The sequence below is a fragment of the Variovorax sp. H27-G14 genome (assembly GCF_046156345.1).
GTDB lineage: Bacteria > Pseudomonadota > Gammaproteobacteria > Burkholderiales > Burkholderiaceae_C > Variovorax.
The window spans coordinates 91,063-103,806 of sequence record NZ_JAYLVN010000010.1 but is presented as its reverse complement, the minus strand read 5'-3'; the positions used below and the strand labels follow the sequence as shown (position 1 = coordinate 103,806).

Below are 12,744 nucleotides of genomic sequence, written 5' to 3'. Positions count from 1 at the left end.
GTTCAGCCCACGATCCCGCGCGCATGCAGCGCGGCGATCTGCTCGGCGCTCAACCCGATCTCCCTCAGCACCGCATCGGTGTCCGCCCCCAGTGCCGGCGCGTTGTGCCGGTGGCTGGCCGGGGTGAGCGACAGCTTGGGCACGAACCCCGGCACCGCCAGCGCACTGCCGTCGGGCATGCGCACCTGCTGCAGCATGCCGCGCGCGGCGTAGTGCGGGTCGGCGGCGATGTCGGCAATCGTGCAGATGCGCCCTGCGGGCACGTGCGCCGCGTCCAGCGCGGCCAGCACCTCGTCGACCGTGCGTTGCGCGGCCCAATCGCCGATGGCGGCGTCGAGCATCTCGACCTGCGCCACCCTTCCGGCATTGCCCGCCAGCGCCGGGTCGCCCGCCAGGTCGGGCCTGCCGATGCAGGCCATCAGCCGGCGAAAGATGCTGTCGCCGTTGCCCGCCACGATGGCGTAGCCGCCGTCCGCGCAGCGGTAGGCGTTGGTGGGCGCGATGCCCGGCAACGCGCTGCCGGCCGCCTCGCGCACCGCGCCGAAGGCGTCGTACTCGGGCAGCAGGCTTTCCATGCAGTTGAAGACGGCCTCGTAGAGCGCCACGTCGATCACCTGGCCGATGCCCTTCGGGTGCGCCGCGCTCACCGTCGCATGCCGGTGCTGCATGGCCAGCAGCACGCCGATCACGCCGTGCAGCGACGCCAGCGTGTCGCCTATCGACACGCCCACGCGCACCGGCACCCGGCCCGGCTCGCCCGTGAGGTGGCGCAGCCCGCCCATCGCCTCGGCCACCACGCCAAAGCCGGGGCGGTCGCGGTAGGGGCCGGTCTGGCCGTAGCCGCTGATGCGCAGCATCACCAGCGCGGGGTTGGCGGCCAGCAGCGCGTCGGGGCCCAGGCCCCAGCCCTCCATGGCGCCGGGGCGGAAGTTTTCGATCAGCACATCGGCCTCGGCGGCAAGCTGCCGCACGATGGCCTGTGCCTCGGCCTCGCGCAAGTCGAGCGCCAGCGAACGCTTGTTGCGCGACTGCACCTGCCACCACACCGACGTGCCGTCCTTCAGCAGCCGCCAGGTGCGCAGCGGGTCGCCCGCGCCGGGCGGCTCGATCTTGATGACCTCGGCGCCAAAGTCGGCCAGCGTGCGGGCGGCGAAAGGCCCGGCGATGAGTTGCCCGAGCTCGACGACCTTCAGGCCGGCCAGCGGGCCAGCAGCGGTGGCATCGGCAGGGGCGGCAGTGGCCGCAGGGGAAGAAGCGGTGTTCGTCATGGCGCCAGAGTGTGCCGTGCGGCGACGTGTGCGCTCGGCGCAGGCATGCGAATGGACATCGGAGAAGGGGTGGAAGAAAGAATCGGGGCGGGAAAACACCTATGCATTCCTGACACGCCGTTTCGGCTCATTTAGGGCCACGGAAATTGCCCGCCCGCAACCCTTCTCCCCCTGTAGAAACCGCGTTTCAGCAGCGCCATGTCCACGCCCCGGTCGTCTGCCGATGAGCAAAAAAGTATCACTTTGGAGCAGCATCTCTGGTTGTGGGCGTCCCGGGCGATTCGTACAGTCCGCTCCACGCTGTCACGCGCTGCCAGGGACAACAAAAAAGCAAAGGGAGGGAACCGCTGATGCAACCTGATCTGGAAATCGTCGAGCTCCGGGGGGACGAATCGTTCACCGCGTGGGCGCACGGCTACCCGTACCGCACGGTGCGCTGGCACTTCCATCCCGAGTACGAAATTCAGCTGATCGTGCAGACCAGGGGCGTGTACTTCGTGGGCGACCATGTCGGGCACTTCGAGCCCGGCAACCTGGTGCTGGTGGGCCCCGACCTGCCGCACAACTGGATCAGCGACGTGCCCGCGGGCCAGAGCGTGGAGCGGCGCAGCATCGTGGTTCAGTTCAAGGCCGAGTTGGCAAAGAACATGGGCGTCGCCTTCCCCGAGTTCGAGCGCATCGCGTCGCTGCTGGCCGAATCGGGCTCGGGCCTGCTGTTCTGCGCCAGGACCGCCATCGCGGCCAAGCCGATCATGGAGTCGCTGCTGCAGGCGAGCGGACTGCGCCGCGTGATTCTGCTGCTCTCGCTGCTCGACCTGCTGGCGAGCAACAGCCAACGCCAGCGGCTCGCAAGCCCCGCGTTCAGGCCCGACCCGAAGGCCTTCATGCCGCACGCCATCAACAACGTGCTGGCGCACATCGCCGCCAACCTCGGCGACGAACTGCGCGAGCCGATGCTGGCCGCGCTGGTGGGCCTGAGCCCGAGCGCGTTTTCGCGCTCTTTCCGCAAGCACACGGGCCAGTCGTTCGTGCGCTATGTGAACCGACTGCGCATCAGCCGCGCCTGCGAGCTGCTCACCAACAGCGAGAAGCCGGTGCTCGACGTCTGCATGGACGTTGGCTTCAACAACGTGTCGAACTTCAACCGGCAGTTTCTGCTGCACAAGCACATGCCGCCGACCAAGTTCCGCAACTTTCATCGCATGCAGGCCGCGCCCTCGCGCGCCGCCGGGCCGTAGACGGCGCCCTGCACGCACCCCGCGTCGTTTCCGGCGCGGCGCCTCGGGGTGCCGCGCGGGGCACGCCTTTGCCGGCGTTTTTTCACGCCATGTTCGCCCGACAGCCAATAAACCCAAGGAGACAGCAACCATGAAGAACCTTCTCAAGGTCACCGCACGCACCACCCTCACCGCACTGGCCGCTCTGGCCGCACTGACCTGTGGCATGTGCGCCGCCCAGGCGCAGGCCCCCAGGCAGCCGCTGCGCATCGGCATGAGCTTTCAGGAGCTCAACAACCCCTACTTCGTGACGATGAAGCAGGCGCTGGAGGAAGCCGCCGCCACCATCGGCGCCACCGTGGTCATCACCGACGCGCGGCACGACGTGGCCAAGCAGATCAGCGACGTGGAAGACATGATTCAGAAGAAGGTCGACATTCTGCTGATGAACCCGACCGACTCCGCCGGCGTGCAGTCGGCAGTGCGCTCGGCCAAGAAGGCGGGGCTGATCGTGGTGGCGGTGGACGCGAATGCGCAAGGCCCGGTCGACGCCTTCGTGGGCTCCAGAAACATCGATGCCGGTCGCCTGGCCTGTGACTACCTTGCGCGCAGCATCGGCGAAAAAGGCGACGTGGCCATCCTCGACGGCATTGCGGTCGTGCCGATCCTGGAGCGCGTGAAGGGCTGCCGCGAGGCGCTGGCCAAGTACCCCGGCATCAAGGTGGTGAGCACGCAGAACGGCAAGCAGGAGCGCGCCGCGGCGCTCACCGTCACCGAGAACATCCTGCAGGCCAACAAGGACCTGAAGGGCATCTTCAGCGTGAACGACGGCGGCTCGATGGGCGCACTCGCGGCCATCGACGCCAGCGGCAAGGACGTGAAGCTCACCAGCGTGGACGGCGCGCCCGAAGCCATCAAGGCCATGCAGAAGCCCGGCTCCAGATTCATCGCCACCACGGCGCAGTACCCGCGCGACCAGGTCCGCCTGGCCATCGGCATCGCGCTGGCGAAGAAGTGGGGCGCCAGCGTGCCGGCCGCGGTGCCGGTCGACGTGAAGCTGATCGACGCCGAGGGCGCGAAAACCTTTGCCTGGTGACAGGGCCCAGCCATGACCTGTTCAGAAAGCAAACAAGGCAAGGAAGGCGAAGAAATCCTCCGCCTGGAAGGCGTGTCCAAACGCTTTCCGGGCGTGAACGCGCTGACCGGCATCGACCTGTCGGTCCGCAAGGGCGAGGTGCATGCGCTGCTCGGCGAGAACGGCGCGGGCAAGTCGACGCTGATGAAGATCCTGGGCGGCATTCACCAGCCCGACGAGGGCCGCATCCTCATCGACGGCAGCGCGCGCCGCTTCGCGGGCTACAACGATGCCATTGCCGCGGGCATCGGCATCGTCTTTCAGGAGTTCAGCCTCGTTCCGTATCTGAACGCGGTGGAGAACATCTTTCTGGGCCGCTACCTGAACAACCGCTTCGGGCTGCTGCGCAAGGCGGCCATGAAGCGCTCGGCCCGCGCGTTGTTCGACGAGCTCGGCGTTCAAATCGATCTGGACGTGCCGATCTGCCGGCTCTCGGTGGCGCAGCAGCAGTTTGTGGAAATCGGCAAGGCGCTGTCGCTGAAGGCGCGCCTGCTGGTGCTCGACGAGCCGACCGCCACGCTCACGCCCAACGAGGCCGGGCACCTGTTCAGGATCATGCGCGAGCTGCGCGCCAGGGGCGTGGCAATGATCTTCATCTCGCACCACCTGGATGAAATATTCGAGGTGTGCGATTGCATCAGCGTGCTGCGCGACGGCGCCAACGCGGGGCATGCGCAGGTCGGCGCAACGACCGTGGATGCACTGGTTCAGATGATGGTGGGCCGCAAGATTGCGCAGAACTTTCCGCCCAAGCCGGTGCCCGCGCCGCGTGCACGCAAGGTGCTGGAGGTGCCGCAGATCCAGCTTGCCAAGGGCGGGCCGGTCAACAGCTTTGCGCTGCACGAAGGCGAGATTTTCGGCTTTGCCGGCCTGGTGGGCTCGGGGCGCACCGAGCTCGCGCTGGGCATGATGGGCGCCAACCGCGTGCACCGCAAGACGGTGCTGCGCAACGGCAAACCCGTGCGGCTGAACGACCCGACGGATGCGCTGCAGAACGGCATCGGCCTGTTGCCCGAGAGCCGCAAGGTCGAGGGGCTGATCACCGACTTCACGGTGCGCTTCAACATCTCGATGAACAACCTGGGCAAGCACAGGCGCGCCGGGCTGGTGAGCCAGAAGGCGCAGAAGCAAACGGCCTGCGAACTCGCGAAGCGCGTGGGCGTAAAGGCACCGGGCATGGAGACCCGCGTGGCAACGCTGTCCGGGGGCAACCAGCAAAAGGTGGTGATTGCCCGCTGGCTCGGGCACGCCTGCGAGGTGCTGATCTTCGACGAGCCCACGCGCGGCATCGACGTGGGCGCCAAGGCCGAGATCTACAACCTGATGCGCGAGCTCACGCGCCAGGGCAAGGCCATCGTGATGATTTCGAGCGAACTGCCCGAGATCGTGGGCATGTGCGACCGCGTCGCGGTGTTCTCGGGCGGCGCCATCGTGGCGACGCTGGAGGGCGAATCCATCAACGCGGGCGACATCATGCGCCACGCTACTTTGTCAGGGAGTCTTCAATGAATGCCACCGCCACCCACACCGCGCCGAGGGCACCCCACGGCGGCTTCTTCAGCCCGCTGCGCCGCTCCACGGCCTTTCTTCCGCTGGTCGGGCTGGTCGCCGTCTCGGTCTTCATGATGGTGGCGACCGACAACTTTCTTTCCTGGGGCAACCTGCAGAACATTGCGCTGCAGTCGTCGATCAACGCGATCATCGCGGTGGGCATGACGGCCGCCATCCTCACCGGTGGCATCGACCTGTCGGTGGGCGCGGTGGTGGCGCTGTCGGGCACGCTGGCCTCGGGAATGATGGTGCAGTTCGGGCTGCCTCCCATGCTTGCCGTGCCGCTCGGGCTGGCGGTGGGCGTGGTGATTGGCCTGTTCAACGGCTACTGCGTGGCGTACCTGCGCATGCCGCCGATCATCGTGACGCTGGCCACCATGGGCATTGCGCGCGGCATTGCGCTGATCTACACCGGCGGCTACCCCATCGACGGCCTGCCAGAGTCCTTCGCCTTCCTGGGCGGCGGTGTGCTGGCGGGCATCAAGGTGCCGATTCTCATCATGCTGGCGACCTACCTGGTGGCGTATGTGATGCTGAACATGGCGCCGTTCGGGCGCTATGTGTATGCCATTGGCGGCAACGAGGAAGCGACGCGGCTCTCCGGTGTACGGGTATCGCGCTACAAGCTGCTGGTGTATGCGCTGAGCGGACTCACCGCGGCCATTGCCGGCATCGTGCAGGCGGCGCGCGTGACCAGCGGACAGCCTGGAGTGGGCGTGGGCTTCGAGCTGGATGCCATTGCGGCGGTGGTGATGGGCGGCACGTCCATTGCCGGTGGGCGCGGCGCCATCGTGGGCACGCTGGTCGGTGCGCTGCTGCTCGGCGTTTTGAACAACGGCCTGAACATGATCGGCGTGTCGCCGTACCTGCAATTGGTCATCAAGGGCGGGATCGTTTTGCTCGCCATCTTCATCAGCCGCGAAGCCAAACGCTGACCCCTCCCTTTTGTCTTGCTCCTTCCCCTCCTGGGGGAGGGAGAAAAACCAAAACCAAAACCAAAACCAACACCATCTCCGACCCCAAGAAACCCATGTCTTATCAAAAGCTACAGCCCGGCTCATTCGGCGCCATCGGCGAACTCGCCGCCATGCAGGCCGTCGTGTGCCACGGCCCGAAGGACTACCGCCTCGAAACCGTCGCCATGCCCACCATCGGCCGCAACGAACTGCTGATCTCCATCGCGGCCTGCGGCATCTGCGCCTCCGACTGCAAATGCCACTCGGGCGCCAAGATGTTCTGGGGCGGCGACGGCCAGCCGTCATGGGTCAAGGCGCCGGTCATTCCGGGCCATGAGTTCTTCGGCTACGTCGAGGCGCTGGGCGAAGGCGCGGGCGAACACTTCGGCGTGGAAAAAGGCGACCGCGTCATTGCCGAGCAGATCGTGCCCTGCAACAAGTGCCGCTTCTGCACATCGGGCAAATACTGGATGTGCGAGGTGCACAACATCTTCGGCTTCCAGCGCCTTGTGGCCGACGGCGGCATGGCCGACTTCATGCGCTTGCCGCCCACCTCGCGCGTGCACAAGATTCCCGACGGCATCACGCTGGAAGACGCGGCCATCATCGAGCCGCTCTCGTGCGCGATCCACACGGTGAACCGTGGCGACATCCAGTTCGACGACGTGGTGGTGATCGCTGGCGCCGGCCCGCTGGGCCTGATGATGGTGCAGGCCGCACGCCTGAAGACGCCGAAGAAGCTGATCGTGATCGACCTGGTGCCCGAGCGCCTGGCACTCGCAAAGCGGTACGGCGCCGACGTCGTCATCGACCCCAGAACAGAGAACGCCGACGCCATCGTCAAGGGCCTCACCGAGGGCTACGGCTGCGACGTGTACATCGAAACAACCGGCGCGCCCATCGGCGTGACGCAGGGCCTGGAGATGATTCGCAAGCTCGGCCGCTTCGTGGAGTTCAGCGTGTTCGGCGCGCACACCAGCGCGGACTGGTCGATCATTGGCGACCGCAAGGAGCTCGATGTGCGCGGCGCGCACCTGGGGCCTTATTGCTACCCGATTGCCATCGACCTGCTGGCGCGCGGGCTGGTCACGTCGAAAGGCATCGTCACGCACGACTTTCCGCTGACCGAATGGGAGCGCGCCTTTGCGCTGGCAAACTCGCTCGATTCCATCAAGGTGCTGCTCAAGCCGCAGCCCAGCTTCCGAGAGACAACCCCATGAAATACGTGATCGGCGTCGACATCGGCACGCAGAGCACCAAGTGCTTGCTGGTCGGCATCGACGGCAAGGTGCATGCGCAACGCAGCGTGGCCTACCAACCCGAAACGCCCAAGCCCCTGTGGGCGCAGCAGCACTGCGATGTGTGGTTCGACGCGGTGTGCGAAAGCGTTCGCGCCTGCGTGGCCGCCAGCGGCGTGGCCCCTGCCGACATTGCAGCCCTGTGCGTGAGCAGCCTGTACGGCGGCGCGGGCATTCCGGTCGACGAGGCCATGCAGCCGCTGCACCCCTGCCTGATCTGGATGGACCGCCGCGCCACCGCCGAAGTTGAATGGGTAAACGCCAACGTCAATGTGCCGCGGCTCGAAGCCATCACCGGCAACGGCGTGGACAGCTACCACGGCTTCACCAAGATCCTGTGGGTGCGCGAGCACCTGCCGCAGGTGTGGGAGCGCACACGCTACTTCTTGCCGCCCAACAGCTACATCAACCTGCGGCTCACGGGCGAGCTGGCGGTGGACCACAGCTCGGCCGGCAACATTGGCGGGGTGTACGACGCGCAGCGGCGCCAGTGGTCCGACGAAGCGATGCAGATGCTCGGCATTCCCGCGCGCATGATGCCGCCGCGGCTGGTGGAGTCGAGCGACGTGGTGGGTGGGCTCACCGCAGAATGGGCCGCGAAGCTGGGCCTTGCCGAGGGCATGCCGCTGATGGCCGGCGGTGTCGACGCGGCGGTGGCCACCTTCTGCGCGGGCGTGACGGGCAGCGGCGACCATGTCGCGATGATCGGCACCAGCATGTGCTGGGGCTTCGTGAGCCCCACGGTCGATGCGCGGCACAAGCTCATCACCATGCCGCATGTGTACCGCGGCGCGGACCGCAGCTATGTGTTCGGTGGTGCGATCACGGCGGGCGCGGCCATCACCTGGTTTCGCGAGGCCTTCTGCCAGGCCGAGGTGGCGGAGGCCGCGCGCACGGGCGAGGACGCGCATGCGCTCATCGAGCGCAAGGCTGTGGATGTGCCGCCGGGCGCGCAGGGCCTGGTGTTTCTGCCTTACCTGATGGGCGAGCGCAGCCCCATCTGGGACGCGCAAGCCAAGGGCGCGTTCATCGGCCTGTCTTTGGCGCACAGTCGCGCGCACCTGTACCGGGCGGTGCTGGAGGGGGTGACCTTTGCGTTGCAGCACAACATAGAGGCGGGGCGGCAAAGCGGCCAGCCGCTGGCCGAACGGCTCATCGTGGTGGGTGGTGCGACGCACTCGGACCTGTGGATGCAGATCGTGGCGGACGTCACGGGTTACCCGGTGTTCACGATCGAGGAAGAGGTGGAGGCGGCGCTGGGCGCGGCGATGCTCGCGGCATTGGGTGCGGGGCTGGTCGATGCAGCAACGGCCGAGCGCGGCTGGGTCACGCTGGTGGAACGCGCACGGCCCGAGCCTGCGGCGCAGGCGGTGTACCGGGAGCGGTTCGATATCTACAAGTCGCTGTACCCGGCGTTGCGGGATGCGATGCATCGGTTGAAATGAATGCTTCGCGTGGCGTCATTGCACGGGTCATTCAGGACAGCGCTCACGCCGACGGGGTACCTTGCTCCGCGAATGTCCCCCGGCCTTCGGCCTCCTCCTTTATTTCGCTGCGCAAGGCACCCCATCGACGTGAGCGTTTTCAGAGCCGGGGTTGATCGGCGAGCACTCAGAGCGTGTCCAGGTGCACAGGGCGTCGGGTACTCCCCGCAGCGAAATAAAGGAGGAGCGAAGCGGGGGACATTCGCGGAGGGGAGTACCCGACGCCCTGTGCACGTGCCCTGAACAACAGCGCCAGGGCAATGACCAAACTCAGGCGAGCCGAGTACCGCCCCGCTTGGGTTCCAGCATCGCGTCAAGGTTGCGCGTGATCTTCTGCTCGATCATTTCGCTGAAGCTGCTGAACAAAAAGCCCAACGTCGCGTCCAGCGTGAAGGTCGTCTCCGTCACCTCTACCGTTCCGTCGATGCCGGCGCGGGTGAAAGTTGCCACGTCACGGCCTTCGCCCGGTGTGTAGACACATTCCAAGCCGAACTCCTGCTCGGCCTGCTCGATCCATTTGTGCGCGACCTTGCGCGCGCCGGCAATGCCCAGCGTGTGATTGCGTTCGATATGAATGTCAGGCACCGTGATTTTCCTTGTGGTCTACGTCGGGGGTGTGGGGGGTGTTGGAGGTGTGGGAGGTGTCAGGACCGGAGCGGCTGTGCAACACGCCCGTGGCGGCCTGCAACGCGTTGCGGCGCTCCGCGTCGCTCGGCAGCGCGGCAATGCGCTTGACCTCAGTGTAAAAGCGCGGCCAGTCACTGCCTTCACGCTCGAAGAGTTTCTCGAAGCTGGGCACCAGGTCGTCGTACGCACCCTGCGCACCAAACGCCGCATTGTTGGCGCGCGCCACCCAGCCGTCGTAGGCGTTCTGGCGCGAGCCGGTCCACCCCGCCTTCAGTTGTTCATAGCGCGCACGAAAGTCCGCCATGGCGGCCTGCTTCATCGGCTCGACCTTGGCCCAGTCCTTGGCCTTGGCCTCGGGCGATTCGTAGACCTGCGTCAGCGCGCGCCGGGTGTCCAGCGCCAGCGCGCGAAAGCCCTGGCGCTGCGCGTCGAACTGCGTGTACTCCACGCGCGCCGCCTCGCCGGCCTCGCGCTGCAGCCACATCGCACCGCCGATGCGCTCGACCGCCGTGGCGTACGACTCGTTGAACACCGTGTCGCCGGCCACGTAGAGCACCTGGTGCGCCAGCTCATGGAACACCAGGCGCGCCAGCTCGCCTTCGGGGTAGCCGATGAAGGTGGACAGCAGCGGGTCGCCGCCGGCCCAGTTCATCCAGCCGAGCGTGGAGTAGGCGGGCACGGGGTACACGGCCACTTCCAGCCCGCTCGCCTTCTGCACCTCGGCTTCGGCCTTGGCCGCCGCCTCGTCGTAGTAGCCGCGGTAGCCCACGCAACCGGCCACCGGAAAACACCAGCTCTTGAGCGTGAGCGAATACGGCGGCGCGGCCACCACGTTCCACACGGCGGCGGCGCGGTGCAGGTCGGCGTACGACTTGTAGCTGGGGTTGTCGGGCAGGCCGAGCTCGGTCACGGCAAAGCGGCGAATGCGCTGCGTGAGTTCGAGCTTGGCCTTCAGCGCCGCCGACACGGCCGGGTCGGCCAGCCACTCGGGCACGGGCTTGGCGGCCCGCATGATGCCGATGTGGCCGCTGGCCGATTGCCAGTAGTAGCCCAGGTCGGCACAGCCACTCAGCAACAGCGCGCCGGCCAACGCGAGCGCAGGAACAAGCCTCACGCCTTCTCGACCTCGACCAGGCAGTCGTAGAAGGTCGGCCCGCGGCCGATGTCGGTCAGGCGCTGGCTGGTCAGCTCGTTCACGTTGGTGCCGTCCATGCCCAGCTTGCGCCACCAGATGCCCATGCCGTGCACCACGCCCTGGCGCGCGCGGCGCGACACCTCGGCGCGGCAGCGGTGCTCGCCGCGCTGGTTGAACACGCGCACCGTGGCGCCGTTCTCGATGCCGCGCGCGGCGGCGTCGGCTTCGTGAATCTCCAGCAGCGGCTCCACCTCAATGGCGCGCAGGCTCGTCACGTTGACGAAGGTCGAGTTGAGAAAGTTGCGCGCCGGCGGCGAGATCATGGCCAGCGGAAATTCGGTGGAGCTGCCGGCCGGCTCCCAGTTGGGCACATGGTCGGGCACGCCGTTCATGCCCATCGCCTCCAGCCGCTCGCTGAAGAATTCGCAGCGGCCCGACGGCGTGGGGAACTTGCCTTCGGCGAACGGCGCCTCGGGCAGCTTCACGCTGGTGAAGCCTTGTTCCAGCAGTTGCGGGAAGTCGATGGCGTTCTCGGCAAAGGCGGTGCGGCACAGCGTCTCGTCGGAGTCGGAGAAGCAGGGCTCGGTGAAACCCATGCGGCGCGCCAGCTCGCGAAACACCCAGGCGTTGCTGCGCGCCTCGCCGCGCGGCGCCACGGCCGGGCGGTTCAGCAGCACGTCGGTGTGGCCGTAGCTGCAGTGAATGTCCCAGTGCTCCAGCTGCGTGGTGGCGGGCAGCAGGTAGTCGGCGTAGTCGGCGGTGTCGGTGCGGAACTGCTCCAGCACCACCGTGAACAGGTCTTCGCGCGCAAAGCCCGCCGCCACCTTGGCGGAGTCGGGCGCCACGGCCACCGGGTTGCTGTTGTAGACCACGATGGCCTTCACCGGGTGGGCGGTGTCGAGCAGCGCATCGCCGATGGTGCTCATGTTGATGGTGCGCGGCCGGCGCCCGGCCAGCAGGTCGGGGCGCTGCAGCGCGGCGCGGTCGACCGGGTAGTGGCCCGAGCTGCTCAGCAGCAGGCCGCCCGCGCGGTCGCGCCAGGCGCCCACCAGCGCCGGCAGGCAGGCGATGGCGCGCGCCGCGTTGCCGCCGCCGCGCACGCGCTGCATGCCGTAGTTCAGCCGAATGGCGGCCGGTTTGGTGGTGCCGTAGGCCTGGGCCAGCGCCACGATCTGTGCCTCCGGAATGCCGCAGACCTCGGCCGCGCGCGAGGGCGGCCATTGCAGCGCGCGCTCGCGCAGCTGCTCCCAGCCCAGCGTGTGCTGGGCGATGTAGTCGTGGTCGAGCCAGTCGTGCACGATGAGTTCGTGCATCAGCGCCAGCGCCAGCGCGGCGTCGGTGCCGGGCAAGAGCGCGATGTGCTCGTCGCACTTGTCGGCGGTTTCGGTACGGCGCGGGTCGATGCACACCAGCCGCGCGCCGGCGCGCTTGGCGGCCTGGGCGTGGCGCCAGAAATGCAGGTTGCTTGCAATTGAATTGCTGCCCCAGATCAGGATGAGCTTGGCCTCGGCAAAGAACTCGATGCGCATGCCCACCTTGGCGCCCAGCGTGTAGACCATCGCCTCACCCCCGGCCATGGAGCAGATGGTGCGGTCCAGCAGGCTGGCACCCAGCTTGTGGAAAAAACGACGGTCCATCGATTCGCCCTGCACCAGTCCCATGGTGCCGGCATAGCTATAGGGGAGAATGTCTTCGGGTTTACCCTGTAAAACGTAAAGATGCTTGGCGATGTCGTCCAGCGCGGCGTCCCAAGTCACTGGCTCGAACTGGCCGCTGCCCTTGGGACCGACGCGCTTGAGCGGCTGAACCAGCCGCTCCGCATGGTCGTTGCGCTCGATGTAGCGCGACACCTTGGTGCACAGCACGCCACCGGTGTGCGAATGCGCGGCATTTCCTTGCAGTTTCACCGCCACGCCGTCCTTGACGGTGGTGACGAGTGCGCACGTGTCCGGGCAGTCATGGGGGCAGGCCCCGAGCACGGTGGACATGGTGGGCGGGGGTGCTTCTTCGAGCAAAAGATCCGGTGCGTGGGGCATCGGGCAAGTCTAATTTGTGCGCGAGTCAGCGTGCGGG

Annotated in this window: 10 protein-coding genes; 6 read left to right on the top strand and 4 right to left on the bottom strand. The window is 67.1% G+C overall.

Annotated features, from left to right (window positions below):
• Positions 1 to 2 precede the first annotated feature (2 nt).
• Positions 3 to 1,268, bottom strand: a complete 1,266-nt coding sequence (locus tag VLK31_RS22240; protein WP_409170619.1) for a CaiB/BaiF CoA transferase family protein — start codon at positions 1,266 to 1,268, stop codon at positions 3 to 5.
• Between the two features lie 350 nt (positions 1,269 to 1,618).
• On the opposite strand from VLK31_RS22240, the gene VLK31_RS22235 reads away from it, so the two are divergent.
• From VLK31_RS22235 to VLK31_RS22210, 6 genes are all read left to right on the top strand, one after another.
• Positions 1,619 to 2,506 carry a helix-turn-helix domain-containing protein gene (locus VLK31_RS22235; RefSeq protein ID WP_409170618.1) on the top strand — a complete coding sequence of 296 codons (888 nt, stop codon included), beginning with the start codon at positions 1,619 to 1,621 and terminating at the stop codon, positions 2,504 to 2,506.
• A 130-nt stretch (positions 2,507 to 2,636) separates the two neighbouring features.
• Positions 2,637 to 3,581, top strand: a complete 945-nt coding sequence (locus VLK31_RS22230; RefSeq protein WP_409170617.1) for an ABC transporter substrate-binding protein — start codon at positions 2,637 to 2,639, stop codon at positions 3,579 to 3,581.
• 12 nt (positions 3,582 to 3,593) lie between these two features.
• Positions 3,594 to 5,129: a sugar ABC transporter ATP-binding protein gene (locus tag VLK31_RS22225; RefSeq protein WP_409170616.1), complete on the top strand. Its 1,536-nt coding sequence runs from the start codon at positions 3,594 to 3,596 to the stop codon at positions 5,127 to 5,129.
• Positions 5,126 to 6,106: an ABC transporter permease gene (locus tag VLK31_RS22220; protein ID WP_409170615.1), complete on the top strand. Its 981-nt coding sequence runs from the start codon at positions 5,126 to 5,128 to the stop codon at positions 6,104 to 6,106. Before VLK31_RS22225 ends, VLK31_RS22220 begins: the two co-directional genes overlap by 4 nt.
• Before the next feature lie 95 nt (positions 6,107 to 6,201).
• Positions 6,202 to 7,347, top strand: coding sequence for an alcohol dehydrogenase catalytic domain-containing protein (locus VLK31_RS22215; protein ID WP_409170614.1), 1,146 nt, complete (start codon positions 6,202 to 6,204; stop codon positions 7,345 to 7,347).
• Positions 7,344 to 8,870 carry an FGGY-family carbohydrate kinase gene (locus VLK31_RS22210; protein WP_409170613.1) on the top strand — a complete coding sequence of 509 codons (1,527 nt, stop codon included), beginning with the start codon at positions 7,344 to 7,346 and terminating at the stop codon, positions 8,868 to 8,870. The genes VLK31_RS22215 and VLK31_RS22210 overlap by 4 nt, the downstream gene beginning before the upstream one ends.
• Positions 8,871 to 9,179: 309 nt before the next feature.
• On the opposite strand, the gene VLK31_RS22205 is transcribed toward VLK31_RS22210, so the two are convergent.
• From VLK31_RS22205 to VLK31_RS22195, 3 genes are read right to left on the bottom strand one after another with little or no spacing between them, the layout of a single operon-like run.
• A complete protein-coding gene (locus tag VLK31_RS22205) occupies positions 9,180 to 9,494 on the bottom strand; it encodes a polyhydroxyalkanoic acid system family protein (protein WP_409170612.1) in 315 nt (104 codons plus the stop codon).
• Positions 9,487 to 10,650 (bottom strand): aminopeptidase, encoded by a 1,164-nt coding sequence (locus VLK31_RS22200; RefSeq protein ID WP_409170611.1) that lies wholly within the window; start codon positions 10,648 to 10,650, stop codon positions 9,487 to 9,489. The genes VLK31_RS22205 and VLK31_RS22200 overlap by 8 nt, the downstream gene beginning before the upstream one ends.
• Positions 10,647 to 12,707 (bottom strand): molybdopterin-dependent oxidoreductase, encoded by a 2,061-nt coding sequence (locus VLK31_RS22195; protein ID WP_409170610.1) that lies wholly within the window; start codon positions 12,705 to 12,707, stop codon positions 10,647 to 10,649. The genes VLK31_RS22200 and VLK31_RS22195 overlap by 4 nt, the downstream gene beginning before the upstream one ends.
• Positions 12,708 to 12,744 lie beyond the last annotated feature (37 nt).

What these genes read in the sequence shown, in the direction of transcription:
- VLK31_RS22235 (WP_409170618.1), top strand. Translation starts at nt 1,619, where the DNA reads ATGCAACCTGATCTGGAAATCGTCGAGCTCCGGGGGGACGAATCGTTC.
- VLK31_RS22230 (WP_409170617.1), top strand. Translation starts at nt 2,637, where the DNA reads ATGAAGAACCTTCTCAAGGTCACCGCACGCACCACCCTCACCGCACTG.
- VLK31_RS22195 (WP_409170610.1), bottom strand. Translation starts at nt 12,707, where the DNA reads ATGCCCCACGCACCGGATCTTTTGCTCGAAGAAGCACCCCCGCCCACC.
- VLK31_RS22240 (WP_409170619.1), bottom strand. Translation starts at nt 1,268, where the DNA reads ATGACGAACACCGCTTCTTCCCCTGCGGCCACTGCCGCCCCTGCCGAT.
- VLK31_RS22220 (WP_409170615.1), top strand. Translation starts at nt 5,126, where the DNA reads ATGAATGCCACCGCCACCCACACCGCGCCGAGGGCACCCCACGGCGGC.
- VLK31_RS22210 (WP_409170613.1), top strand. Translation starts at nt 7,344, where the DNA reads ATGAAATACGTGATCGGCGTCGACATCGGCACGCAGAGCACCAAGTGC.
- VLK31_RS22215 (WP_409170614.1), top strand. Translation starts at nt 6,202, where the DNA reads ATGTCTTATCAAAAGCTACAGCCCGGCTCATTCGGCGCCATCGGCGAA.
- VLK31_RS22225 (WP_409170616.1), top strand. Translation starts at nt 3,594, where the DNA reads ATGACCTGTTCAGAAAGCAAACAAGGCAAGGAAGGCGAAGAAATCCTC.